Raw genomic sequence first — 23,861 nt, forward strand, 5'->3', positions numbered from 1 at the left:
GTGCCGGGGGTCAGCGCTCGGGGGTGGGGACGCGGCCGGGGGGCTGCTCCGGTTCCGCCGTGGGGAGGAACCGGCCGATGAGGGCCTTGTACAGTCCTGCGCCGAGCAGACCGCCGATCAGGGGACCGAGGATCGGCACCCAGAAGTAGAAGTTCCCGTACTGGTCCCGCCAGGCTCCGCCGTAGCCGGTGAGGAAGCTCGCCAGCCGGGGGCCGAAGTCGCGTGCGGGGTTGATGGCGTACCCGGCGTTGGTCCCCCAGGCCATGCCGATGGCCACGACGATCAGACCGACGATGAACGGGGCCAGGTTCGCGCCGGGCGCGTTGTTGAGCAGGTCCGTCACCGCGAAGATCAGCAGCAGTAGGAGCGCGGTGCCGATGATCTGGTCGCGGAAGGCCCCCCACTCGTACACCGGCAGGTTCGTGTTGCCGTTGGCCGGGAGGGTGGAGAACACGACCTGCGTCTTGACGGTGTGACCGGGGTCGGCCTTCGCGAGCGCCTCGGTGTAGTTCCAGCGCACGATGAGCGCCGCGACGAAGGCGCCCGCCGTCTGCGCCACCGCGTACGGCGCGACCTTGCGCCACGGGAACCCCTTGAACGCGGCCAGGGCGACGGTCACCGCGGGGTTGAGATGCGCTCCGCTCAGCCGGGCGGCGACGTAGACGCCCAGGGTGACGCCGATGCCCCAGGCCCACGAGATGCTGTCGTGGTCCCCGAGGCCGCCCGGCGGCGTGGTCAGCGCCCCGCCGGCGACCACCTGGGCCACGACGCCACAGCCGAAGAGGATGAGAACCATCGTGCCGGCGAACTCTGCCGACAACTCGCCGATCATCCCCGACCTTTTGAACCGATCAGCCATGGAAGCCCGCTTTCCCGCCGGCTCCGGGCCGGCTGTCGAGTGCCCGAGCTTGTCTCAGATCAGCATAAGGCGATCATGGACGTGTCGCATATGTCGTAGCGAACCGCCCGCTGCCTGTGGGTCCTGGTCACAGGACGAACGCCTGCCTGGCTGACGTCGCGGGCCGCCGACACGATGGGCGGGCGGGGCCGCCGTGCTCCCGCGCCGTCCGCCGCAGCCGCGCGGCGCGGTCCGTATGCGGGCCGTCCGGAGCCAGGCGGCGGCCTTCTGTTCCCGTCCCCCCGTCCCTCTTCCCCCATGCCCCCTTCCCCCCTCCCCTCGTCCCCGTTTCCCCGTTCCTGAGAGGCAGTGATCCCTGGTGAGTGCGAGCGGACGCCCCGACCCGGCCGCCGATACCGCGGCCGAGCCCGGGCGGACAACGTTCGACCGGTGGCGCTACGCGGGCGTCTTCCTGCTCCTGTTCCTCTTCGGCACCGAGACCTTCCTCGTCTCCCCGCTGCTGCCGACCATCGCGGACGACATCGACGTGTCCGAGTCGGCCGCCGCCCAGAGCGTCACCGCCTACGTCCTGGTCTACGCCGTGACCGCGCCCTTCCTGGGGCTGCTCAGCGACCGCCTCGGCCGACGGCGCACCCTGCTCGCCGGCACCGTCCTCTTCCTGCTGTCCAACGCGGCCGCCGCCCTGTCGGCCTCACTCGCCCTGCTGATCGTCTCCCGGGCACTGGCCGGCCTGGCCGCGGCCGCCGCGGGACCGGCGATCTGGGCGCACATCGCCGAGACGGCCCCCGACCGGGTCCGGGGCCGGGCGCTCGGACTCGGCATGGCCCTGTTCTCCTGCGGCCAGGTCGTCGGCGTGCCGCTCGGCGGACTGCTGGCGGGCGCCACCGGCTGGCGGTCGGCGTTCCTCGCCCTCGCCGTCGGCACCGCGGCAGCCGTTCCGCTGCTGGTGCGCCAGGTGAGCGGCGTGCCGGTGCCCGGGGCGGCGGCTCCGGCCCGCGGGGCGCTCGGCGCCGTGCTCGCCGCGTGGGGGCACCCCGCCCTGCGCAAGGCCCTCGCGGTCAACACCGCCTTCCACGCGGCGAACCTGGGTGCCTACACCTTCCTGGGCGTGGTGCTCGTGGACCGGTTCGACCTGTCGGTGTCCGCCCTGGGCCTCGTCGGCGTTCTCGTCGGCGCGGGCAGCGTGGCCGGCTCGCTGATCGGCGGGCGGCTGGGCGACCGGTCCCGGGCGGCGGGCCGCGACCATCTTCCGCTCCTGCCGGTCTGGGGCCTGCTCCTCGCGGCGGGCGTCGCGCTCACCGCCACGGGCCCCGGCATCGTGCTCGCGCTGCTGGGCGTCACCCTCTGGTTCGTGGCGAGCGGAGGGTTCGTCATCGACCAGCAGACCCTGGCGGGGACGGCCGCACCCGATCTGCGGGCCACCTCCAGCGCCTGGCTGACGTCGACGATGTACGCCGGGACGGGCCTCGGCGCCTGGGCCGTCGGCGCCTTCGACGACACGGGGACCGGAACGCTCGTCGTCGGGGCGGGCCTCGCCCTGGTCTCCGCGCTCGCGGCGCTCGCCCTGAGCGTCGGACTGCGCCGGAGGGCCGGCACGCCGGGCGTACCGCCGACGGCCGGCACGCCGGGCGTACCGCCGGCGGCCGGAGCCGCGGACGGACCGCCCGCGGCCGGAGCGGCGGCGGAGGAGCCCGCCCGGCCCTGACGCCGGAGCGGCGGGCGGGCGGGACTCAGCCCGCCTGCCGCTCACCCGTGTCCGGGGCCACGGCCCGCAACGGCCGCTCGCACAGCGCGGTCATCCGCACCCGGTCCTGCTCCGTCAGCGGGGTGAACAGCAGGACCAGCGCCGACGGGTCGTCCACCGGGTGGAACGACGACAACGACAGGGTCATGGACGCGGACCCCGGAGGCCGGACCGTCACGGAACGGGCCGTCAGCTCCGCCACCGAGTGGCAGCTCCACCAGTGGCGGAGCTCGGGCGCGTCCTCCGCCAGCCGGTGGTAGAGCTCACCGGTGCGCGGGTCGGCGAGCGCCGGGCCCGCCTGGGCACGGAAGTGCTGGAAGATGTTCATCGCCAGCGGCTCCCAGTCGTGCAGCACCGTGCGCAGCCGCGGGTCGGCCACCATCAGCCACATCAGGTTGCGCCGGTCGGCGGGAACGCTCTCCGGGCTGCCCCACAGGGCGCTCCACGGGGCGTTCCAGGCGAGCAGGTCGAAGTGGCGGTCCAGCAGCACCGCGGGACTGGTCGGCCAGGAGTCGAGGACGGGACGTACGGCGGCGGCCAGGCCGCCGGGTTCGGCGTCGGACGCCACCGGTTCGTGGTAGCCGGCCAGCCGCATGGCGTGCCGCAGACCGGCCGCGTCCAGCCGCAGCGCCCGGGCGACGGAGGTCAGCACCTGCCGGGAGGCGGTGACCCGGCCCTGCTCCAGCCAGGTGTACCAGGCGAGGCCCACGCCGGAGAGCGAGGCGACCTCCTCCCGGCGCAGGCCGGGTGTGCGCCTGCGCGCGGTGGCCGTCAGACCCACGTCGGCGGGCTTGAGCAGTTCGCGGTGGGCTCGCAGGAAGGCACCCAGTTCCTGGCTGGGGCCGGGGGTGGGGGTGGACATGGTGACGGCTCCTCGGCCTGTGCCGATCGGTCGGCGGACGGACGGTGGTGAGGGGGGCAGGGGGCATAGGGAGGGGTCAGGGGGCAAGGGGCGGGCGGTCGCGGGCGCGGGCCGGGCCCGCGACCGCGACCCGCACCGCCCCTCACCCTAGGGGGTGGCTCCGGTACGCGGGGTGAGCTTCCACAGGCGCACCGGCATGGAGCTCACCCGGCCCCGCGCGCGCTGGCGTTCCGCGGCGACGCGTCCGACGGCCCGGAAGAACGCGGCCCGCTGCCCCGGCTCCACCACGGAGGCGTAGTAGTCGCCGAAGGTCGCCGCGTGGAAGTGCTCGTACTGGGCCGCGTCCCGCACGGTGACCACCGCCTCCCGCTCCCGGTGATCCTCGATCGTGAAGAACTCGCCCAGCAGCTCGGCGAGTTCCGCCACGGAGCGGGTCCGGGTCGCGATCGGCAGCACACCGTGGTCGTCGAGCAGTCCGGGCACCGCCTCCCGCGCGATGCCGAGGCCGGCCAGGGCCTCGCGCACGATGTCGTCCTCGCCGCCCAGGCCGTGGTCGTCGCGGGCGGGATGGTACGTCGTCAGCAGGAAGGTGCCGCCGGGCGCCAGGTGGTCGCGCACCCAGGCGAGGACCCGGTGCTCCACCGGGTACAGCCAGTGCAGCACCGACGTCATGGTCACCACGTCCGCGCGGTACGGCAGCGGGGCGGGCGCGGTCAGGTCGGCGTGGTGCAGCACCGCGCGGGCGCCGAACGGCCGCAGCCGCTGGCCGGCCTCGGCGATACGGTGCTCGGAACGCTCCAGCCCGACGGCCAGCCGCAGCGAGGGGTGGCGCACCAGGGCCGCCTCCAGCAGCTGGCCGATACCGCTGCCGAGGTCGACCAGCACACCCGGTTCCCCGGACACCCGGTCGAGGACCCAGTCGCGGTCGTGCACCTGGCGCAGCCTGCTGGCGTCGTCGTAGCCGCCGAGGGTACGGGCCTGGGCCTCGGTGTCGTTGAGGGTCACGAGCGGTCCTCCTGGGCGTCGTCCGGGCCGGTCGCGGGGTGCGCGGCGGCGAGGGGCGGGGGCGGCAACGGCGTGGGCGGATGCGGCGTCGCGATGAACTCCTCCAGGCGGCGCCGCACGTCGCTCTGGTCGTACCGCTTGAAGAGGTTGATCCGGTTGCGGGCGAGGTCGCCGCGGTGGACGAGTTCGTACAGGTGCTGGCGCTGTCCGAACGCGTCGCCGGTCAGCTCCCAGGCGAGGCGCAGGAGCCGGGACTTGCGCTCGGCGTCGATGCCGCGCCCGCGCATGTAGCGGTCGAGGAGGGGGCGCAGCCGGGGATGGGCGAGGTCGTTCTCGGTCGGCTGCATCAGCAGCCCCGAGGCGCCGATGCGGCGCAGGACGTCCACCGCGCCCTCGGCCACCTCGGCGGACCAGACCCGGCCGGCCGCCGTGTCGCCGGGAGCCAGCAGCCCGCCGTCGGTGACGGTGGCGCGCGCCTCGGCGGCGTCGAGGAGGATCTCCGTCAGTTCCGTGTACGACGCCAGCCGGCCGAGATCCTCCTGGATGTTGCGGAAGCCGTCGACGCCGATGCTCTCGGCGACGAGCGTGGCCGTCGCCAGCAGGGTGCGCAGGCGCTCCCGGTAGCGGACGTGGCCGATGTACGCGGACCAGGCGTTGATCCGGGCGAGCCCGGCGCGGGCCAGGTCGCCGTCGCGCAGCAGGAAGACCCGGTTCCAGGGGACCAGGACGTCGTCGAAGAAGAGCATGGCGTCCTGCTCGTCGTAGCGCGCCCCCAACGCGTGGGCGTGGCCCCAGGACTCGGTGCCCAGCGGCTCACGGCACAGCGTCACCAGGCCCCGGGTGTTCAGCGGCAGCGCGAACCAGACGACGAACTGCTCGCCGCGGCGCTGGGTGAAGGAGGCCGACAGGTAGACCAGCACCTCGTGGGCGAGCGGCGCCAGGGTGGTGAGCTGCTTGGCCCCGCGCACCACGATGCCCTCGTCGGTCTCCGCCAGGACGCGCAGCGCGAGGTCCGGGTCGTCGACCGGATCGGCGGACCGGTCGATCTGCGGGTCGCCCAGCGCGTGGGAGAGCACGAGGTCGTTGGTGGCGCAGTGGCGGTACCAGGCGTGCGCGTTGGCCCCGAACCCGGGCCGGGCGCGCTCGAGCCGGTTGCGGAAGTCGTGCACGCCGACGGCGATCGACGCCATGAAGGCGGGGGAGCGCCCGTGCTGCCCGAAGGACGCGGCGTGCCAGAACTCGGCGCTGCGCCGCTGCAACCGCAGTTCCTCCAGGGTGCGCGGCGGCTGGTAGGCGCGGGCGAGCCGCTGCCCGCTGCCGGGGTCGCGGTAGGTGAGCAGGTCCCGGTGCCCGGGGTCGTGCTGGAGGTCCAGCAGATCGGCGAGCGCGTCGACCGCGGGGCGGAAGGCGGGGTGTCCGGCGGGGTCCGAGACCCGCTTGCCGTCGAGGTACAGCTCGCGGCCGTCGTCGAGTTCCGCGCGGTACCGGTCGCCGGTGAGCAGCCCCCGGCCGGTGTCGGCGGAGGTGTCCAGGAGGGTCATGTGCGGGCTCCCGTGGAGGGGATGGGCGGGTGGGCGAGTGAGTGGTAGGCGCCGTGGTGGTAGAGCAGCGGCTCCCCCGGCCGGCCGTCCGCGGCGGCGACCCGGCCGACCAGGACGACGTGGTCGCCGCCCGGCAGGACCGCGTGCAGCCGGCAGTCGAACCAGGCCAGGCAGTCCTCCAGCACGGGGACGCCGGTGGTCTCCGCGCGCATGGGCGCCACGGTGAACAGTCCGAGGGCCCGGCCGGCTCCGGGGGCCGCGAAGTGCCGGGCGAGCGGCTCCTGGTGACCGGCGAGGACCGACACCGCGTACCGGCCGTCGGCCCGGACCGCGGCCGCCACCGGGCTGCGGGCGCTGACGGCCACACTGACCAGCAGCGGGTCGAGCGAGAGGGTGCACAGCGAGGACACGGTCTTGGCGAAGACCTCCTCGCCGTGGCGGGCGGTCAGCAGGGCGACCCCCGTGGTCCAGCGGCGGGCGGCGGCACGGAAGGCGTCGGCCGTCGCGTCGCCCCGGCGGGCCACCGTCCGGGGACCGGCGCCGTGGCCGGTGTGCGCGGCGCTCACCGCAGCCCCACGCGGTAGGCGCGCAGCCACTCGTCGACCTGCACCAGGTGGTCCAGGCCGCCCACCGGATTGGGCGCGGTGCGCGGGCTGGGCAGGGTCCGGCCCTCGGCCAGGGCCCGGCGTACGACGTCCCGGTCGACGAGGTCGAACACCGGGGCCGCGGGATCGGCGAGCAGTTCGCGGGCCCGGTCGGTGAGCACCTGCGTGTAGCGCACGGCGGGCGTCGAGGGATAGCCGCTCTTGGGCCGGTCGGCGACCTCGGCCGGCAGCAGGTCGCGCACGGCGTCGCGCAGCAGCCCCTTGGACCGGCCGTCCGGCGCCTTCAGGGACCACGGCACGTTCCAGACGTACTCGACCAGGCGGTGGTCGGTGAACGGCACCCGTACCTCCAGACCGACGGACATGCTGACCCGGTCGACCCGTTCCAGCAGCGGCGGCAGCCACCGCGTCAGCGCCAGGTGGAACAGCTCCCGCACCCGGCGGTCGGCGCCCGTCTCACCGGGCAGTCGCGGCGTCCGGGCCACGGAGGCGCGGTACTGCTCGGCGGTGTACTCCTGCGGGCGCACCTCGGCCCGCACCTCCGGACGCAGCAGCGCGGCGGGTGTGGCGCGGCCGTGCAGCCAGGGGAAGGTGTCCGCGGCCCGGGCGGCCGCGTCGTGGAAGTACGGGTAGCCGCCGAAGACCTCGTCGGCCGCCTCCCCGGACAGGGCGACGGTCGAGCGCCGCCGCACCTCGCGGAAGAGCAGGTGCAGGGAGGCGTCCATCTCGCCCCAGCCGGGCCGGTCCCGCGCCCGCAGCACGGCCTGCCGGGCCTCCAGCAGGTCGTCGTCGGGAATGACGACGGAGGTGTGCAGGGTGCCGATGTGCTCGGCCGCCGCCTTGACGAAGGGAGCGTCGGCGCCGGTGCGCCAGGCGTCGGGCGCCCGGTCGGCGCTGCCGGGGAAGTCCACGGAGAAGCTGCTCACCTTGCCCTGCCCGGACCGCTCCCGCGCCTGTGCGGCGAGCGCGGTGACGGCACTGGAGTCGACGCCGCCGGACAGCAGCGTGCACAGCGGTACGTCGCTCATGAGCTGGCGCTCCACGGCGTCGGAGAGCAGGCCGCGCACCGTCCGCCGGGTCGTCGCCGCGTCGTCGGCGTGCGGCCGGGACACCAGCTGCCAGTAGCGCCGCTCGCGGGTGACCGACCGGCGTACGGAGACCAGGTGGCCGGGGCGCACCTCGCGCAGCCCGCGGAAGATCCCGTGGCCCGCCGTGGGCGCGGCGGGCAGCGCGAACAGCTCGGCGATGCCCTCGGCGTCCAGCTCCGCGCGGAACAGCGGGTTGGCGAGCACGGCCTTCGGCTCCGAGCCGAAGACGACGCCGGTGGCGTGCGCGTGCCAGTAGAGGGGTTTGACGCCCAGGTGGTCGCGGACCAGGAGCAGTTCCTCCTCGCGGCCGTCCCACAGCGCGTAGGCGAAGATGCCGTTGAAACGCCGGGGGGCGTCCGTGCCCCACTGCAGGTGCGCCCGGAGCACCACCTCCGTGTCGGAACGGGTGCGGAAGACATGGCCCAGGGACTCCAGCTCCCGGCGCAGCTCCCGGTGGTTGTACAGCTCGCCGTTGTAGGCGAGCACGGTCTCCGGCCGGCCGGCGGCCAGGGGCTGCGTGCCGCCTTCGAGGTCGATGACGGACAGCCTGCGGTGGCCGAGCGCCGCGTGCCGGGAGAGCCAGGTGCCGGTGGCGTCCGGCCCCCGGCAGGCCAGGGTCTCGGTCATGGCGCGTACGGTGGCGGCCCGCGTCCGCAGGTCGGTGTCCCAGTCGAGCCATCCGGTGACGCCGCACATCACTGCTCCCCTGAGGAGTCGGAGGGAGCCTCGGGAGCGGCCGCCTCCCAGCGGCAGCCGTGGCCGGTGGGGCCGGTCCTGAGGCTGTGGTTCGGCTCGAAGCCCTTGGCGCGGATGTTCGCCGACAGCGCCTTCGTGCAGTACGTGCACGGGGAGGCGAGCGTGATGCGGACGCCGGAGCGGCGGGCCTTCTCCCGGTAGTCCCAGATCGCGCAGTGCGTGATGGTCAGCGCCGCCCGGGTGGCACCGTCGGTCTCGATCCCGTCGTCGAACTCGTAGTCGGATCCGTACAGTTCGGCCTGGCGTGCGATGCGGTGGACGGGGTCGGCGGCCCCCCTGCCGTGGTCGGGCTCCACGTCGCGGTGCACCGCGGCGATGGCGGCGGCCCAGGCGGCGAGGGCCTGTTCCCCGTGCCGGGAGACGAGGAAACGTTCCATCAGGGCCTGGCCGCGGAAGAAGACGCGCTGCCAGTCCGCGGGGCCGCCGGCCGTGGGGTCCGGCAGGTCCGCGAAGATCTCCGCCTGGAGGGCGAACCAGTCGGACAGATGGGTGGTGTCGTGCCAGGCGGCCAGCAGTCGGGTCAGCCCCGACTCCGCCTCGTGCAGCCGTTGCCGCCACAACGCGGACCGTTCCGCCTCGGGCATGCCCCGGTAGGCGTTGCGCAGCCGGTCCGCCGGTGCGGGGTGCGCACCGGGCACGGGCGGGGTGCCCAGTACGGCGGTGAAGGGGCGGCCGGCCTCCCGGGCGTCGGTGCCGTCGTCCGCGGTGGACGCCGGCACCCCGACGGAACCGCCGCGCGCGATGCCTCCTGCGGGCGCATCGCTCATCTCGGATCTCCTTCGCGGTGGGGAGCGGACCGGTCGGGTCCTGTTGACCGGAAACGCTAGGAAGCGGCGCGATCACCCAGAAGCCCCGAAAGGGGGCCCCGAGGGCGACCTTCGGAGCCCGGGAACTGCTCCGAAGGTCGCCCTCGGGGCGGTGGTGGGGGCGCGGGTGGGCGGGTGTTCTCGGGCGGTGGTGGGGCGCGGGTGGGCGGCGCTTCAGCAGCGGCGGACCCGCGCGTGGGCGGCGTCTCGGCAGCGGCGGACCCGCGCGTGGGCGGGCGCCTGGGCAGCGCCTGCCCGCCCGCGGACCGCCCCCGGACCGCCCGTGGCCGCCCCGGGGACAGGACCCGGGTCAGCCCGCGAGGCCGTGCCGGTGCGCGTACAGCGCGGCGCGCAGCCGGTCGGACTGCCCGATCTTGCGCATGGCGTTGGTCAGATGCTTCTTCACCGTGGCCTCGGCCAGGGCCAGTTCCCGTCCGATCTCGGCGTTGCTCAGCCCCTGGGCCAGCTGGGCGAGGACCTGGCGTTCCCGGTCGGTGAGCCCGCAGTGCTGCGGCAGGGGCTCCGCCGCGTCCCCGGCCAGATGCGCCACCTGGACGCGGGCCGGCGGCGGCGCGGGCAGGAACACCGAGCCGCCGGCACCCGCGACAGCCACCGCCTGCACGATCCGGTCCTCCGGCAGGTCGAGCGGGAAGCACCCGCTCGCGCCCGCGAGCAGCATGCGGCTCGCCTCGGCCGTGCTCCGCGCCCTGCGCAGCAGCAGGACCCGGGCGTCGGGGACCACCTCCGGTGCGCGGAGCCGGGCGACAACGGCCAGGTCCTCCGCGAGGGTTCCGCCGCGCCCCAGCAGCACCACGTCCGGCCGTACCCGGCGCAACGCGTCCGGCAGCCGCAGCGGATCCCCGGAACTGCCGACGACCGCGGTGCCCGGATCGGCGTTCAGGACACTGCGCAGCCCGGCACTGGCCACGGGGTGGCGCTCGGCGAGGAAGACGCGGGTGACGGGGGAGGGGCGGTGGGCCTCCGGCCCGGAACAGGCGGGGTGACCGCAGCCGCAGGTGACGGCCGCCCAGCGCCGGCGGGGCGCGGCGGCCCGGCCCGACGGGCGGTCCTCGGCATCGGACAGCAGCTGATGCCCGGCGATCATGTCCAGCGGGTTGTCGATCTCCGCGTGCACGGCACGCGGGTCACCGAATCCGGTCGCGGTGGTGAGCGTCGTCACAGCCAACCCCCCGCAGTGACAGGGCAGTCGGCGCCGACGCGGCAATACGGCTTCACGTGTGGTCCCCTCAGCGATGGCGGGCCGGGACGGGCGGAGCCCCGGCGGATCGAGCCGTGATCAAGGGAGGGGGCGCGTCGACGGACGGGCCGTCAGGTCAGCGCCCGGCACACGGACGACAGGACTCGTCGAAACACCTGCGGTGCCACGAGCCGCCGATACCGACCAGCGTGAAGTCGGTTCGCCGTTTGGCCATGCGAACAGCGTAATTCGGCCTGTCGACAGGGGTCAACAAGGGCCGGATCACGTGCTTATGAGGGAACCGTGTATTCCGTACCACCGATCCTGTGACCCCGGGTATCAGCATCAACACCTGGCTGGTAACGGACCGTCGCGGTCCCGCACGCTTCGGTCACAGCGCCCCGGACCCGGTGCCGCCGACGCGTTCTCCCTTCCACCCCATGCCACCCCCGTCCTCCGTGCTGCCCCCATCACCCCGTGCCGCGCGCCGCCGCACCCGTCGCCGCCTCCCGCGCCCCCCACCCGAACGCGCCACCCAGCTCTTCGTCCAAGGGGCCACCCCGCTCGTCGTCCAGGAAGGACATCCGCATGACCGCCCACCCACGCCCGCCCGCCGGGCGTCCCGGCGCCGCGTACCGGGAGGCCGACGGATGAGGCGGTACCTGCTGCGGCGCCTGCTGCTCGCCGTTCCCACGCTCCTGGGCGTCACCGTCGTCGTGTTCGCCGCCGTCGCCCTCGTCCCCGGCGACCCCGTGGCCGCGTTGCTCGGCCCCGGGGCGCCGGCCGAGGCCAGGGACCGGCTCACCGAACGGCTCGGCCTGGGCGAGCCGCTGCCCCTGCGCTACGCGCACTGGCTGGGCCACGCGCTCCGGGGCGATCTCGGCGTCTCCGTCTCCGCCCAGCGGCCGGTCGGCGAGCTCCTGCTGCCGGCCCTGGGACACACCCTCGTGCTCGCGGGCGCCGCCTTCCTGCTCGTGCTCACCGGAGGCGTCCTGCTCGGCACGCTCGGCGCCACCCGCCCGGACGGGCCGGCCGCCCGCCTGTCACGCGCCCTGAGCACCCTGGCCGTCTCCGCTCCGCAGTACTCGGTGGCGCTGCTGCTCATCGCCGTGTTCGCCGTCGGGCTGCGGTGGTTCCCGGCCGGCGGCACCCAGGACCTGTTCGCCGGCGGCGGCACCGGCGACCGGCTCCACCACCTCGTCCTGCCCGCCGTCGCGGCGGCCCTCGTCCCGCTCGGCCTGACCGCCCGCGTCTTCGGCGCCGCCCTCGGGGGCGTCCTGCACTCCGACCTCGCCGACGGCCTGCGAGCCCGGGGCCTGCGCCGCGCCGCCGTCCTGCGGCACTGCCTCCACAACGCCTCCCCGGCGCTGCTCACCATCGGCGGACTCCAACTCGCCTACCTGCTGGAGGGCGTGGTGTTCGTGGAGACCCTCTTCGCCTGGCCGGGCGTCGGCCGGCTGCTGTACGACGCGCTCACCGCGCGCGACCTGCCGCTGATCCAGGCGGGCGTGCTGCTGGTCGCCGTCGCCTTCGTCGGCGTCAACATCGCCGTCGACACCGCCCACGCCCTCATCGACCCCCGGCTGCGAGGTGCGCTGTGAACCGGATCCCGCGACCGCGCCTGCTCGTACCGGCGTGCCTGGCGGGCGCGCTGCTGCTCCTCGCCGTCCTGGGCCCGCTGCTGGCGCCCCACGACCCCGACGCAGGCAGCCTGCGGGACCGGCTGCTGCCGCCCGGCAGCACCGGACATCCGCTGGGCACCGACTCCCAGGGCCGGGACGTGCTGAGCCGGCTGCTCGTCGCCACGGGCCCCTCGCTGCTGGGCGGACTCCTCCCGGTCGCCGTCGCCACCGTCGCCGGGACACTGCTCGGCATCGCCGCGGGACTCGGCGGCCACCTGACCGAACACGCCCTGCTGCGCACCCTCGACGTGCTCTACGCCTTCCCGGGCGTCCTGCTCGCCATCACCGTCGCCACCGTGATGGAGCCGGGCCTGCTCGCCACCGTCGTATCGCTGTCGGTGGTGCTGACCCCGGCGGTCACCCGGGTCGCCTTCACCGAGGTACGGCGCATCCGCACCGCCGAGTACCTGGAGGCCGCCCGGGTCAGCGGAGCGGGCCCGGTGACCGTCGCCCTGCGGCAGGTGGCCCCGGTCGTCACCCCCGTCCTGCTCGTCTACGCGTCCTCCCTGGTGGGGCTGGCCGTCGTCTACGCGGCCGGGCTGTCCTTCCTCGGCCTGGGCGTGCCCCCGCCGGCCGCCGAGTGGGGCGCCATGCTCGACGAGCTCCGGCCCAGCCTGCTGACCCGTCCCGAGGTCGCCGTACTGCCCGCCGTCACGATCCTCGTCGTCTCCGTCGTCTTCAACGCCCTCGGCGAGGCCCTGCGCCACGGCACGGGCGCCGGCCGGAACCTGCGCACGGAGGCCGGACGATGAACCCACCGGAACACCTCGAGGTGCGGGACATGACGGTCGTCCACGGCACCGTGCGCGCCGTGGACGGGGTGTCGCTGACCGTACGTCCCGGCGAGGCGCTGGTGCTGCTCGGCGAGTCGGGCAGCGGCAAGTCGACCCTCGCCCGCACCGTCATCGGCCTGCCCGGCCGCGGCGCCCGGGTGAGCGGCCGCGTGCTCCTGTCCGGCACCGACCTGCGCACTCTCGGCGAGCGTGCCCTGTCCGACATCCGCGGACGGCGCATCGGGTACGTCCCGCAGGACCCCGACGCCGGTCTCGATCCGCTGCGCCGGGTCGGCGCTCAGCTGACCGAGGTCCTGCTGCGGCACCGGGTCGCCGGCCACCGCGCCGCGGCCCGCCGCGCCGTGCCCGGACTGCTGGACGCGGCCGGCGTCACCGATCCCGACCGCGTCGCCCGCTGCCACCCGCACGAACTCTCCGGCGGCCTGCGGCAGCGCGCCGCCCTCGCCCTGGCCCTGGCCTGCGGGCCGGGACTGCTGATCGCCGACGAACCCACCACCGCCCTGGACGCCGTGGTCCGCGCACACGTCCTCGACCTGTTCGCCCGTCTGCTCACCGAGCGCGGCGTCGCCCTGCTCCTGGTCACCCACGACATCGGCGTCGCCCGGCGCGTCGGCCACCGGGCGGCGGTCCTGCGCGACGGGCGGATCGTCGAGACCGGGCCCGTGGAGAAGCTGCTGAGCGCCCCCGGGCACCCGCATGCCGCCGCCCTGGTGGCCGCACAGCCGGGAGGGCCCCGATGACCCGTGACCTCCTCCGCCTCGACCAGGTGTCCAAGCGCCACCGGCGCGGCCCCCTCGCCGTCGACGGCGTCTCCCTCCACGTGTCGGCCGGGGAGACGGTCGCCCTGGTCGGCGAGTCCGGCTCCGGCAAGTCGACCGTGGCCCGGCTGGCCCTCGGCCTGCTCGCCCCCGACACCGGCACCGTCCGCTTCGACGGCCACGACCCGCACCGGCTGCGCGGCCCCTCCGGGCGGCGGACCCGTGCCCGCCTCCAGTTCGTGCCCCAGCAGCCCCGCGGGTCGCTCAACCCCGCGCTCCGCGCCGGAGAGGCGGTCGCCTTCGCCCTGCGCGTGCACGGCACGCCCCGCAAGGAGCGTCCCGCGCTCGTCGCCGACCTCTTCCAGCGGGTCGGTCTGGCACCGGAGCTGGCCCGCCGCCACCCGCGCGAACTGTCGGGCGGACAGGTCCAGCGCGTCGCCATCGCCCGCGCCCTGGCCACCGGCCCCGACCTGATCGTGTGCGACGAGCCGACCTCCGCCCTGGACACCACCGTCCAGGCCCAGGTCCTCAACCTGCTCACCGACCTCCGCCAACGCCTCGGCCTGGCCTGCCTGTTCATCTCCCACGACCTGGCCGTCGTACGGCACCTGGCCCACCGGGTCGTCGTCCTGCGCCGGGGACAGGTCGTCGAGGAGGGCAGCACGGCCGCCCTGTGGAACGCGCCCCGCCACCCGTACACCCGCGCCCTGCTCGCCGCCGACGGCGCCATCGGCCCCGAGCCTCCCACGCCCCCCGAGCCGACCCGTTCCGATCGGTCCGAGCTTCCCGCGCCCCCCGAGCCGACCCGTTCCGATCGGTCCGAGCCCGTCGGTGGCGATGTCGCCGACGGGCTCGCACCGGCCGGTGGCATCGGCGCCGAGCCTCCCGGACCGACCCGTGCCGACCGGTCCACGCCCGTCGGCGACCCCGCTACCGAACCCCCCGAGCCGAACACGGCCGACCGGCACCGGCCCGTCGGTGAACCGTCCGCCCCATGAGTGACGACGAGGAACCCATGACGCACCACCAGCACCCGTCCGGCCGCCCGGCGGACCACCACCCTGCACCACACCCGCTCCCGGCGGGCCGCCCCCCTGCGGCACACTCGCTCCCGGCCGACCACCACCCCGCGCCACTCCCGCACCCGGCGGGCCGGACTCCCCGCCGCCTCCGCCTCCGCCTCCACCTCGACCTCAACCTCCGCCTCCGCCACCGCCTGCGCGCCGCCGGCCTCGCCGCCGCCCTGCTGCTGCCGTTCGCCGCGGCCGGCTGCGGCACCGGATCAGCCGCCGACGACACGGCGGGCGGCGCCAGGACCGGCGGCACCCTCGTCATCGGCGCCACGGGCAAACTCCCCAACCCCGACACCGTCATCGGCGGCGCCGGATACGAGGGCAAGCGCCTCGTCAGCTTCCAGCTGTACGAGGGCCTCACCCGCTACGACCTGTCGAAGACCGACGGCCCGGCCGAGATCACGGCAGCCCTGGCCACCTCCTGGAAGGTCGCCGACGACCGCAGGACCTGGACCTTCACCCTCCGCAAGGGAGTGACGTTCCAGGACGGCACCGCCTTCGACGCCGACGCCGTCGTCTTCAACCTCGACCGCTACCTCGACGAGAAGAGCCCGTACTACACGGACGCCCTCGGCGCGGCGGCCGGCGAGTACGCGGGCGGCATCACCAGGTACACCAAGCTCGCCGACGACCGGATCCAGCTCGTCACCGAGAAGCCCAACGGACACTTCCCGCAGGACCTCGCGCACGTCCTCATCGCCAGCCCCACCGCCGTCCGCAAGACCGGGTCCGCGAAGTTCTCCGAACATCCCGTCGGCACCGGCCCGTTCCGCTTCGTGAAGCAGACGGCCGGGGAGCAGATCGAGCTCGCGCGCTTCGACGACTACTGGCGCGGAGCCCCCAAGCTGGACCGGCTCGTCGTGAAGGCCCTGCCCGACGCCGCCGCGCGCACCGCCGCCCTGCGCTCCGGCTCCGTCAACTGGATCGAGTACCCCAACCCCGACGACATCCCGAGCCTGGAGGCCGACGGCGCGAAGGTCGTCACCAACAGCTACGACCACCTCTGGTACTGGATCCTCGACACCGCCGCCGAACCCTGGAGCGACCCCCGCGTCCGCAGGGCGGCCAACTACGCCATCGACCGCGAGGCCATCGCCGAGGAACTGCTCCACGGCACCGCCGAACCCGCCCGGCAGGCCGCGCCGCCCGGCACCTTCGCCCACGACCCGGCCGGCGACACCTACGACCACGACCCGGCCAAGGCCCGCGCACTGCTCGCCGAGGCCGGCTACGCCGACGGCTTCACCACCTCCGTCACCGTCCCCACCGGCGGCTCCGGCAACCTCGTCCCCGTGCCCATCGCCGAGGCCGTGCAACGCGACCTCGCCGCCGTCGGCATCGAGGTCGAGATCCGCACCACCGACTGGTCGACCCTGATCAGCGCCGAGGCCGAGGGGCAGGTCGCCCGCGACTCACAGGCCATCGCGCAGTCCACCACCCTGTTCCAGTCGGAAGCCCTGCTGCCCCTGTTCATCGGCACCGACAGCCCGTTCTGGACCGGCCACTACAGCAACCCCCAGGTCGACAAGCTGCTCGCCTCCGCCGGCGCCTCCGCCGACCAGGCCGCCCGCGAGGCGGACTACACGCAGGCCCTGGAACTCGTCACGCGGGACGCGCCCTGGCTGTTCGTCGTCAACGACCGCAACCCCAGGGCCGTCTCCCCGGCCGTCCACGGCCTCGTCCAGCCGCAGTCCTGGTTCCTCGACCTCACGACCGTATGGGTGGCCCGATGACCGTCTCCCACACCCCCGCGCCCGGCCTGCCCCCCACCTGGGGCATCACACTGCCGCTGCCCGGACTGACCATCGACCGGCACCGCTTCCTCGTGGAACGCCTGCCCGACCTCGGCTACACGGACGTGTGGAGCGCGGAGGGCGGAGGCACCGACGCCTTCACCCCGCTCGCCGCCGTGGCCGCCTGGTCGCCGACCCTGCGCATCGCCACCGGCATCGTCCCCGTGCACACCCGGGGCCCGGCCGTCCTCGCCCAGACCGCCGCCACCCTCGCCCAACTGGCCCCGGGCCGCCTCCTGCTGGGCCTCGGCGCCTCGGTGCCGGCCCACGTCACGGACATCAACGGCATCCCGTTCGACGAACCGTACAAACGGACCCGGGACGTCCTGCGGTTCGTCACCCGCGCCCTGCGCGGCGAGCACATCGCCGGTGACTTCGACACCTTCTCCATCACCGGCTACCGTCTGCCCCACCCGCCCGTGGACCCCGTCAAGGTGATCCTCGGCGCGCTGCGGCCCGGGATGCTGCGCCTGGCGTTCCGCGAGGGCGACGGAGCCATCACCAACCTGCTGTTCCCCGAGGACGTGCCCAAGATCCTGGACGCCGTCGGCCCGCAGCCGCCCGGCAAGGAACTCGTCGTCAAGGTGTTCGTCTGTCCCACCGAGGACACCGACTACGCCCACCGCGCCACCCGTCCCTTCCTCGCCTGGATCCTCAACCGCGAGCCCTACCGCAGGTTCCACGAGTGGCTCGGCAACGGCGACCTGCTGCGCGAGTCGCACGAACGCTGGGCCGACGGCGACGTCGACGGCGCGCAGAAGGCGCTGCCCGACGAGGTCGTCGACGGACTCTTCATCAGCGGGTCGCCGGAGGAGTGCCGCGAGCGCATCCTGCGCTACCACCGGCCGGGCGTGACCACCATCCAGCTGTACGTGTCGCTGCCCCCCGAGGTGTTCGTCAGCCGGGCCAGGGTCCTGGACACCCTGGCCCGCCTCGGCCCCGCCGCCCACTGACCCCGTCCGCATCCCCACCCTGCCCGCGGAGGTACTGCCATGGACCTGGACCTGGACCTGGACCTACGCGGCGGGGTACGCGCCGCACCCGTGCCGGGCGCCACCCCCGAGGAACGCCAGGCGCTGCGCTTCGCCCCCGACCCCCGCGACCGCGACGCCGACCCGGAGTTCGTGGCGCGCACCGCCCGGGAGAACGAGGAGGACGGACTCGACAGCGCCCTCGTCGTGCAGTCCAGTTCCTGGCCGGACCCGTGGCTGGTGGCCTGCTGGGCGCTGGCGGCCACCAGCAGGCTGCGGGTCGCGGTCGCCCACCGGGCGGGCCCCACGGCACCCACCGCGGCCGCGCGCGCCCTGGCCACCCTGGACCGGCTCTCCGGAGGGCGGGCCGCCGCCCATGTCATCGTGGGCTCCAGCGACGCCGACGTGGCCCGGGACGGCGACACGCTCGGCAAGGCGGCCCGCTACCGCCGGACGGGGGAGTACCTGGAACTGTTCCGCCGCACCCTCGTCGAGCGGCGCGACTTCGACCACGACGGCGAGTTCTACACCGTCCGCGGCGCCCGCTCCGGTCTGCTGCCCCACCCGCGCGCCGAACTCCTCTCCTTCGGCGGCTCGTCACCGGAGGGCGTCGAACTCGCCGCACGGCACGCGGACGTGTACGCGGTGCCGCCCCTGCCGCTGACGGCCACCCGCCGGCACATCGCACGAGTGCGCGCCGCGGCCGCGGCACACGGCAGGACGCTGCGGATCTGGCGCCACGTCACCGTCATCACGGCCCCCACCGACGAGGAGGCCGAACAGCGGGCCCGGCGCATCCGCGCGGACGCGCTGCGGCTGACCTCGGGCCCCGACAGCGCGCGCTGGCTGGAGGCGGTCCAGCTCGACCGCGACCGCGAACGCGGCCGTGCCGAAGGCCCCCGGCCACTGGCCGCCTACATCGCGCGCACGCTGGCCGGCGCGTTCATCGGCTCCCCGGCCACCGTCGCCGCCCGCATCGGCTGGCTGCGCGCGGCGGGCGTGGGCATCGTCCAGCTCGACATGCCCCTGGAGACCGCCCAGGACCGGGAACTGCGCCGCGCCCTCGTCGGCGCCCTGAGGGCGACGCACATCCCGCCCGCACCGCGCCACGCCGTGCACAGCCGGCGCGGCTGGTGACCACGGACGCCCGCGGGGCGGGCGGCGGCGCTCCGTGACGTGCGCCGGCCGTGACCCCGCACGGTGCGTGGACGAGCGAGCACACGACGGTGACGACCGGGCACATGCCCGCGGGGACCTCGGCGGCCATTGCACCCGGTGCGGCGAGCCGGGCGGCGCCCCGCCTACGGCGTGACGCCCGCCCCGGCGGGCGGGTGGCCGCCTCGCCGGCGGGCGAGTGACCGTCGCGGATGTCACGCTGAGTCGCACAGGACTCGTGAAAGGCGCTCCTCATGATCACCACTGACTTCCCTCCGGGTTCCCCCTGCTGGCTCGACCTCGGCACCCCCGACGTCCCGGCCGCCGCCGCCTTCTACGGCGCGGTGCTCGGCTGGGACTACGAGTCCATGGGCGAGGGGGAGGACATGGAAGGCGGGATGTTCCGCAAGGACGGCAAGATCGTCGCGGGGCTCGGCAAGCTGACCGAGGAGGGCGCCCGGTCCGCCTGGATGATCTACTACGGCGTCACCGACGCGGACGCCACCACCCAGGTCGTCGAGCGGGCGGGCGGTACCGTCCGGGTGGCCCCGAGGGACCTCGACCAGTGGGGCCGCATGGCGCAGTACAGCGACCCGCTGGGAGGCCAGTTCGCCGTCTGGCAGCCGGGGGAGACCAAGGGCGTCGAACTGGTGGAGGAGCCGGGCTCCCTGGTGTGGACCGAGCTGTACACGAGTGACGCGCGGGCCGCGAAGGAGTTCTACAGCGCCGTCCTGGACTGGCGGTTCAGCGACATGGAGCTGCCCGGCGGGGAAGGCGTGTACACCCTCATCACGCCCGCCGGTCTCCCCGAGGAGCGCATGCACGGCGGCCTGATGGAACTTCCGGCGGAGGACCTCGCCCTGGCGGACGGACGACCGTACTGGCACCCGGTCTTCGCCGTCACGGACTGTGACGAGGCCGTCGCCCGGGTCACCGCGAACGGCGGCAGCGTGCAGATGGGCCCGGAGGACGCGGAAGGCGTCGGCCGGCTGGCCGTCTGCCTCGACCCCGCCCGAGCGGATTTCGTGGTGCTCGCCCCGGCCGAGGAGTGAACGCCCCCGGGCCGCCCGGTGTGCGGTGGCGTCGCCGGACACCACCGCACCGCGGACGCCACCGCACACCGGGGAGGCCACCGCATCGGGGACACCACCGCACACCGGGGAGGCCACCGCATCGGGGAGGCCACCGCATCGGGGACACCACCGCACACCGGGGAGGCCACCGCATCGGGGAGGCCACTGCATCGGGGAGGCCACCGCATCGGGGACGCCACCGCTCACCGCCGGCCGCACCCCGTCACCGGCCGGCGGCCCGGCTCACGCGGAACCCTCGGGGTCCGCGTCCCGCACCGCTCTGAACTCCACGGCCACCACACCGTCGACGGCGCGGCACAGCTCCTCCAGCACGTGCACCGGGACCCGGGGCGACAGCCGCCCGCTGAGGACGACATGGCCGTGCGTGACGTCCACGTGGAGCGCCGACGGGGCCTCGCCGAGCGTGGTGACCAGCACCTCCTCCACGATCTCCGTACGGATCGCCTGGTCCGTGCGCAGGAAGACCCGCAGCAGGTCGCTCCTGCTCACCACACCGGTCAGCCGTCCGTCCTCGCCGACCACGAGCAGCCGCTTGATGCCGTGCTGCGCCATCACGCGGGCGGCGTCGACGACACTCCAGTCCTCGCGCGCGCAGACGGCGGGCGACGTCATCAGCCCCGCCGCGTCGACGGCCGAGGCCTTGGCGGGCGACGGAGCGGTGGCCGGCGCTCCGGCGCCGCCCTCCGGCCGGCCCCACATCTTGTGCAGCAGATCCGCCTCCGACACCACCCCCACCGGGCGGTCGTCGGCGTCCACGACGGGGACGGCCGTGATGTCGTACTCCAGCAGCAGATGCGCGATCTCCTTGAACGGCGTCGCGCGCCGGACCCGCACGACGGCGTCGCTCATCAGGTCGCGCACCTTCTGGTGGTTCATGTGAGGACTCCCTCTCTCCCGCCGGCCGCACGGACCGGCTCCTGCCCTCCTTTGTAGGCGGCCCCGGCCGACGAGGCCTCACGGGCGCGCAGGCCGTGGGCGGTCGGGTGCCGCGGCCGACGCGACGGCGGTGTGCGAGGTCCCGGAAGCAGGGGAGACGCGGGTCACATCCGCTCGTGTCACACCCTGCCGAGCCGGCCCGTCAGAGGTGTGTATCCACGAACGACGACGAAGGAGAGTCTCCTGTGGAAGCTCGCCTGAACCTCCACGGCAACACGGACGTGGCCAAGATCGTGAAGCATCTCGCCGCGGCGGGAAAGGTGGCCTCGGACCTGGGGCTGCCGGCCGCGACGCAGGAACTGGTGAAGCTCCGCGCCAGCCAGATCAACGGCTGCGGCTTCTGCACCGACATGCACAGTAAGGACGCCGCGCACGCCGGGGAGAGCGCGGTGCGGCTCAACCTCGTCGCGGCCTGGCGGGAGGCGACGGTCTTCACCGACGCCGAACGCGCCGCCCTCGAACTCGCCGAGCAGGGCACCCGCATCGCGGACGCGGCCGGCGGTGTCACGGACGAGGCATGGGCGTACGCCGCCAAGCACTACGACGAGGACCAGCTCATCGCCCTGGTGTCCATGATCGCCGTCATCAACGCCTTCAACCGCCTGAACGTCATGGTCCGGCAGCCCGCCGGGGACTACCGGCCCGGCCAGTTCGGATGAGCGGAGGCCCGCTCCGGGCACCCCGTGCGGGTGCCCGCCCCGGGCCGCACCGGTCGTCAGCGGTGCTTCTCAGTGGTGGGCGTGCGCGACGGCGTGTCCCCTGCCGCGGCCGATCATCCACTTGTTCACCGGCGTGGTGACCAGGAAGGCCACGGCGAAGCCGCCCAGGAGCGGCCACCAGAACAGCCCGTCGGACAGATGGGCGTCCATCGCGCCCGGGACCAGGGCGACGATGCCGTTGTCGACCAGTTCCATCACGGCGATGGAGACGGTGTCGGCCGCGAGCGCCACCTTGACGGCGGCGCCGAGGCCGAGGCCGGCGCGGCGGACCGCGAACAGCGTGAAGGAGTAACCGAACACGAAGGCCAGCGTGATCGCCAGCGCCATGGTCTGCGCGTTGCCCCACATCAGGGCGGTGCCGATCACCATGCCGAGGATCTCGCCGACGGCGCAGCCGGTCAGGCAGTGCAGCGTCGCCCGCGCCGCCGTCGCCCAGGACGCGCCGGGCGGACGGCCGCCGTCGTGCCCGGTGGGGTGGCGGGCGTGCGTGTGGTCGTGCGTGTGGTCGTGCGCGGTGCCGGTGCGGTGCGTGCCGTGGTCCATGACCGTCATCCCCATTCCGCGGTGGTGGCCCGTTCCGTCGTGGGTGTGACCCGCTCCGGGTGTCCTTCCCTGCTCAACGATATACCCCCAGGGGGTATTCCGTGCAGGGGGGAGGTTCCGTCGGTCCGCGTTCTGGTGCGCGGGCAGCCGTGAGGGGCGCGGAAGCCGCCGTACGGCTTCCGCGCCCCTTGGCCCGCCCGTCCGCGTCGGTCAGCCGGAGGTCAGCCGGAGGGATCGAGCACGACCGGCAGCTCCGCCAGGCCGCGGAAGGCCGGGAACGGCACCTGCATCCATCGCGGCCCGCCGGCCGGGTCGGCCGGCGCCATCCTCGGGAACCGGTCGAAGAGGCGGGTGAGGGCCACCTGCGTCTCCAGCCGGGCGAGCGGGGCTCCCAGGCAGTAGTGGATGCCGTGCCCGAAGCCCACATGGGCGTCCCGCGCGTTGCCCGGCCGCGTCACGTCGAACTCGTCCGGCGCGTCGAACTTCAGCGGATCGCGGTTGGCCGAGCTCAGCGCGATCTGGACCAGGGAGCCCTTCGGGATCAGCGTCCCGCCGTACTCCACGTCCTCGGTCGCGTAGCGGAAGGTGGCGCTCTCCACGGAGCCCTCGTAGCGCACCAGTTCCTCGACCGTCGCGCGGATCAGCTCGGGGTTCTCCCGCAACGCCCGCAGTTGCGCGGGATGGGACAGCAGGTGGTGCACGGCGTTGCCGATGAGGTACGCCGTCGTCTTGTGACCGGCGAACATCAGCAGGAACGCCGTGGAGACCAACTCGCTCTCCGTGAGCCCGCCGTCGTTGTCCCGGACCGTGACGAGCGCGCTCAGCAGGTCCTCGCCCGGGCGGACGCGCTTGTCCGCGACGAGGTCCGTGAAGCAGGCGTGCAGCCCCTCCTCGGCCTCCTGCTGGGCCCGCTTGGCCTCCTCGCCGAACCCGGTCTGCGCCACCGTGGTGGACAGCCGCTGCAACAGCGGCCGGTCCTCGGCCGGCACACCGAGCAGTTCGCAGATCACGCCGATCGGCAGCGGGAACGCGAACGCGGGCAGCAGGTCGAACGGCTCCCGCGTCGGACAGGCGTCGAGCAGGTCCCCGGCGAGCTCCTCGATCCGCGGCCGCAGGGCCTCCACCCGCCGCGGGGTGAACTGGGAGCTGACCAGCCGGCGCAGCCGGGTGTGCTTGGGCGGATTGGAGTTGAGCATGTTGTCGTCCAGCGCGACGGACGACTCGCCGAAGATCCTCCGGTACGCGTCCATGGCCCCGTACATGTCCTTGCTCAGCCGCGGATCCGACAGGGCGGCCCGCGCGTGCTCGTACCGTGTGATCAGGTACGTCTCGTTGCCGTGGGGCGGTCTCATCGGGCAGACCGGCGCCGCTTCCCGGAGCCGGGCGTAGACCGCGTGCGGGTCGCGCCGGAACTCCGGGGTGCACCGCTCGGCCGCGGTGACGGCGTCTTGGATGGTCGTCAAGGACGGCTCCTCAGGTCGAAGAGGGCCTCGGCGTTGCCGCCGAGGATGAGCTGCTGGGACGCCTTGTCGACCGGCAGCTTCTCGATCATGCGGACGAAGTCCTCCAGCGGCGCCGCCATCGGCGGCGAGTCCGTGCCGAACAGCATCCGCTCGGGCCCCAGCACCTCCGCGTTGAGGCCCAGGTGCGCCGGGCTGAACGGGCTCGTGTCGACGTACATGCGCCGGAGCGCGGCGACCGGGTCGGCCGACGGCGGCCGGCCCGCCCCACCGGCGGGGGCCGGCGCGCCGGGGGACCGCGCGGGCGACGCGGCGGCGGCCCGCGCGGGCGGCCGCGGCAGTAGCCGGGCGGCGGGGGCGGGGGCGCGCGGGGTGGCGGCGGGCGGCGCGAGGTCGGGGGCGCCGCGGGCGGCTGCGGG

At 74.7% G+C, this 23,861-nt stretch carries 22 protein-coding genes; 10 read left to right on the top strand and 12 right to left on the bottom strand.

Annotated elements, in window-relative coordinates; genetic code table 11:
* Positions 1-10: 10 nt before the first annotated feature.
* Positions 11-859 (bottom strand): MIP/aquaporin family protein, encoded by an 849-nt coding sequence (locus ACFV9M_RS36510; RefSeq protein ID WP_385075689.1) that lies wholly within the window; start codon positions 857-859, stop codon positions 11-13.
* 358 nt (positions 860-1,217) lie between these two features.
* On the opposite strand from ACFV9M_RS36510, the gene ACFV9M_RS36515 reads away from it, so the two are divergent.
* Positions 1,218-2,564, top strand: coding sequence for an MFS transporter (locus ACFV9M_RS36515; protein ID WP_385075692.1), 1,347 nt, complete (start codon positions 1,218-1,220; stop codon positions 2,562-2,564).
* A gap of 25 nt (positions 2,565-2,589) precedes the next feature.
* Here ACFV9M_RS36515 and ACFV9M_RS36520 read toward each other — a convergent pair whose 3' ends face one another.
* From ACFV9M_RS36520 to ACFV9M_RS36550, 7 genes are all read right to left on the bottom strand, one after another.
* Complete coding sequence (locus ACFV9M_RS36520; RefSeq protein WP_385075694.1) at positions 2,590-3,465, bottom strand: helix-turn-helix domain-containing protein; 876 nt, start codon at positions 3,463-3,465, stop codon at positions 2,590-2,592.
* A gap of 147 nt (positions 3,466-3,612) precedes the next feature.
* Positions 3,613-4,470 (bottom strand): class I SAM-dependent methyltransferase, encoded by an 858-nt coding sequence (locus ACFV9M_RS36525; protein ID WP_385075696.1) that lies wholly within the window; start codon positions 4,468-4,470, stop codon positions 3,613-3,615.
* Positions 4,467-6,011, bottom strand: a complete 1,545-nt coding sequence (locus tag ACFV9M_RS36530) for a 4-hydroxyphenylacetate 3-hydroxylase family protein (RefSeq protein WP_385075699.1) — start codon at positions 6,009-6,011, stop codon at positions 4,467-4,469. Before ACFV9M_RS36530 ends, ACFV9M_RS36525 begins: the two co-directional genes overlap by 4 nt.
* Complete coding sequence (locus ACFV9M_RS36535) at positions 6,008-6,577, bottom strand: flavin reductase family protein (RefSeq protein WP_385075701.1); 570 nt, start codon at positions 6,575-6,577, stop codon at positions 6,008-6,010. The genes ACFV9M_RS36530 and ACFV9M_RS36535 overlap by 4 nt, the downstream gene beginning before the upstream one ends.
* Positions 6,574-8,400, bottom strand: coding sequence for an asparagine synthase (glutamine-hydrolyzing) (asnB, locus tag ACFV9M_RS36540; protein ID WP_385075704.1), 1,827 nt, complete (start codon positions 8,398-8,400; stop codon positions 6,574-6,576). The genes ACFV9M_RS36535 and asnB overlap by 4 nt, the downstream gene beginning before the upstream one ends.
* Positions 8,400-9,227 (bottom strand): hypothetical protein, encoded by an 828-nt coding sequence (locus ACFV9M_RS36545; RefSeq protein ID WP_385075706.1) that lies wholly within the window; start codon positions 9,225-9,227, stop codon positions 8,400-8,402. The genes asnB and ACFV9M_RS36545 overlap by 1 nt, the downstream gene beginning before the upstream one ends.
* A gap of 349 nt (positions 9,228-9,576) precedes the next feature.
* Positions 9,577-10,446, bottom strand: coding sequence for a response regulator transcription factor (locus ACFV9M_RS36550; RefSeq protein WP_385078710.1), 870 nt, complete (start codon positions 10,444-10,446; stop codon positions 9,577-9,579).
* A gap of 668 nt (positions 10,447-11,114) precedes the next feature.
* Between ACFV9M_RS36550 and ACFV9M_RS36555 the strand changes: the two genes are divergently transcribed.
* From ACFV9M_RS36555 to ACFV9M_RS36590, 8 genes are all read left to right on the top strand, one after another.
* A complete protein-coding gene (locus tag ACFV9M_RS36555; protein WP_385078708.1) occupies positions 11,115-12,065 on the top strand; it encodes an ABC transporter permease in 951 nt (316 codons plus the stop codon).
* A complete protein-coding gene (locus ACFV9M_RS36560; protein WP_385078705.1) occupies positions 12,062-12,898 on the top strand; it encodes an ABC transporter permease in 837 nt (278 codons plus the stop codon). Before ACFV9M_RS36555 ends, ACFV9M_RS36560 begins: the two co-directional genes overlap by 4 nt.
* A complete protein-coding gene (locus tag ACFV9M_RS36565) occupies positions 12,895-13,680 on the top strand; it encodes an ABC transporter ATP-binding protein (protein ID WP_385078702.1) in 786 nt (261 codons plus the stop codon). Before ACFV9M_RS36560 ends, ACFV9M_RS36565 begins: the two co-directional genes overlap by 4 nt.
* Complete coding sequence (locus ACFV9M_RS36570; protein ID WP_385078700.1) at positions 13,677-14,696, top strand: ABC transporter ATP-binding protein; 1,020 nt, start codon at positions 13,677-13,679, stop codon at positions 14,694-14,696. The genes ACFV9M_RS36565 and ACFV9M_RS36570 overlap by 4 nt, the downstream gene beginning before the upstream one ends.
* Positions 14,693-16,504 carry an ABC transporter substrate-binding protein gene (locus tag ACFV9M_RS36575; RefSeq protein WP_385078697.1) on the top strand — a complete coding sequence of 604 codons (1,812 nt, stop codon included), beginning with the start codon at positions 14,693-14,695 and terminating at the stop codon, positions 16,502-16,504. The genes ACFV9M_RS36570 and ACFV9M_RS36575 overlap by 4 nt, the downstream gene beginning before the upstream one ends.
* A complete protein-coding gene (locus ACFV9M_RS36580) occupies positions 16,501-17,517 on the top strand; it encodes an LLM class F420-dependent oxidoreductase (RefSeq protein WP_385078696.1) in 1,017 nt (338 codons plus the stop codon). The genes ACFV9M_RS36575 and ACFV9M_RS36580 overlap by 4 nt, the downstream gene beginning before the upstream one ends.
* A gap of 39 nt (positions 17,518-17,556) precedes the next feature.
* On the top strand, positions 17,557-18,672 hold the full coding sequence (locus ACFV9M_RS36585; RefSeq protein WP_385078693.1) for an LLM class flavin-dependent oxidoreductase: 1,116 nt from the start codon (positions 17,557-17,559) through the stop codon (positions 18,670-18,672).
* A 272-nt stretch (positions 18,673-18,944) separates the two neighbouring features.
* Positions 18,945-19,742, top strand: coding sequence for a VOC family protein (locus tag ACFV9M_RS36590; protein ID WP_385078690.1), 798 nt, complete (start codon positions 18,945-18,947; stop codon positions 19,740-19,742).
* Positions 19,743-20,006: 264 nt separating this feature from the next.
* On the opposite strand, the gene ACFV9M_RS36595 is transcribed toward ACFV9M_RS36590, so the two are convergent.
* Positions 20,007-20,660, bottom strand: a complete 654-nt coding sequence (locus ACFV9M_RS36595; protein ID WP_385078689.1) for a CBS domain-containing protein — start codon at positions 20,658-20,660, stop codon at positions 20,007-20,009.
* A 245-nt stretch (positions 20,661-20,905) separates the two neighbouring features.
* Between ACFV9M_RS36595 and ACFV9M_RS36600 the strand changes: the two genes are divergently transcribed.
* Positions 20,906-21,379, top strand: a complete 474-nt coding sequence (locus tag ACFV9M_RS36600) for a carboxymuconolactone decarboxylase family protein (protein WP_385078687.1) — start codon at positions 20,906-20,908, stop codon at positions 21,377-21,379.
* Positions 21,380-21,448: 69 nt separating this feature from the next.
* On the opposite strand, the gene ACFV9M_RS36605 is transcribed toward ACFV9M_RS36600, so the two are convergent.
* The 3 genes from ACFV9M_RS36605 to ACFV9M_RS36615 all read right to left on the bottom strand — a co-directional run.
* The gene (locus ACFV9M_RS36605; protein ID WP_385078712.1) at positions 21,449-21,982 is read right to left on the bottom strand and encodes a DUF4396 domain-containing protein; all 534 of its coding nucleotides are present in this window, start codon (positions 21,980-21,982) and stop codon (positions 21,449-21,451) included.
* A gap of 221 nt (positions 21,983-22,203) precedes the next feature.
* Positions 22,204-23,445, bottom strand: coding sequence for a cytochrome P450 (locus ACFV9M_RS36610; RefSeq protein ID WP_385078684.1), 1,242 nt, complete (start codon positions 23,443-23,445; stop codon positions 22,204-22,206).
* The coding region (locus ACFV9M_RS36615) for an amidohydrolase family protein (RefSeq protein ID WP_385102645.1) at positions 23,442-23,861 on the bottom strand (420 nt) is incomplete at its 5' end. The genes ACFV9M_RS36610 and ACFV9M_RS36615, both read right to left, overlap by 4 nt.

The organism is Streptomyces sp. NPDC059895 (assembly GCF_042731035.1).
In the GTDB taxonomy this organism is placed as follows: Bacteria; Actinomycetota; Actinomycetes; order Streptomycetales; family Streptomycetaceae; genus Streptomyces.

Bases quoted from the DNA above. Each gene is read 5' to 3' on its own strand.
- ACFV9M_RS36510 (WP_385075689.1), bottom strand. From the start codon at position 859: ATGGCTGATCGGTTCAAAAGGTCGGGGATGATCGGCGAGTTGTCGGCA.
- ACFV9M_RS36520 (WP_385075694.1), bottom strand. From the start codon at position 3,465: ATGTCCACCCCCACCCCCGGCCCCAGCCAGGAACTGGGTGCCTTCCTG.
- ACFV9M_RS36530 (WP_385075699.1), bottom strand. From the start codon at position 6,011: ATGACCCTCCTGGACACCTCCGCCGACACCGGCCGGGGGCTGCTCACC.
- asnB (WP_385075704.1), bottom strand. From the start codon at position 8,400: ATGTGCGGCGTCACCGGATGGCTCGACTGGGACACCGACCTGCGGACG.
- ACFV9M_RS36545 (WP_385075706.1), bottom strand. From the start codon at position 9,227: ATGAGCGATGCGCCCGCAGGAGGCATCGCGCGCGGCGGTTCCGTCGGG.
- ACFV9M_RS36555 (WP_385078708.1), top strand. From the start codon at position 11,115: ATGAGGCGGTACCTGCTGCGGCGCCTGCTGCTCGCCGTTCCCACGCTC.
- ACFV9M_RS36565 (WP_385078702.1), top strand. From the start codon at position 12,895: ATGAACCCACCGGAACACCTCGAGGTGCGGGACATGACGGTCGTCCAC.
- ACFV9M_RS36570 (WP_385078700.1), top strand. From the start codon at position 13,677: ATGACCCGTGACCTCCTCCGCCTCGACCAGGTGTCCAAGCGCCACCGG.
- ACFV9M_RS36575 (WP_385078697.1), top strand. From the start codon at position 14,693: ATGAGTGACGACGAGGAACCCATGACGCACCACCAGCACCCGTCCGGC.
- ACFV9M_RS36580 (WP_385078696.1), top strand. From the start codon at position 16,501: ATGACCGTCTCCCACACCCCCGCGCCCGGCCTGCCCCCCACCTGGGGC.
- ACFV9M_RS36585 (WP_385078693.1), top strand. From the start codon at position 17,557: ATGGACCTGGACCTGGACCTGGACCTACGCGGCGGGGTACGCGCCGCA.
- ACFV9M_RS36590 (WP_385078690.1), top strand. From the start codon at position 18,945: ATGATCACCACTGACTTCCCTCCGGGTTCCCCCTGCTGGCTCGACCTC.
- ACFV9M_RS36595 (WP_385078689.1), bottom strand. From the start codon at position 20,660: ATGAACCACCAGAAGGTGCGCGACCTGATGAGCGACGCCGTCGTGCGG.
- ACFV9M_RS36605 (WP_385078712.1), bottom strand. From the start codon at position 21,982: ATGGACCACGGCACGCACCGCACCGGCACCGCGCACGACCACACGCAC.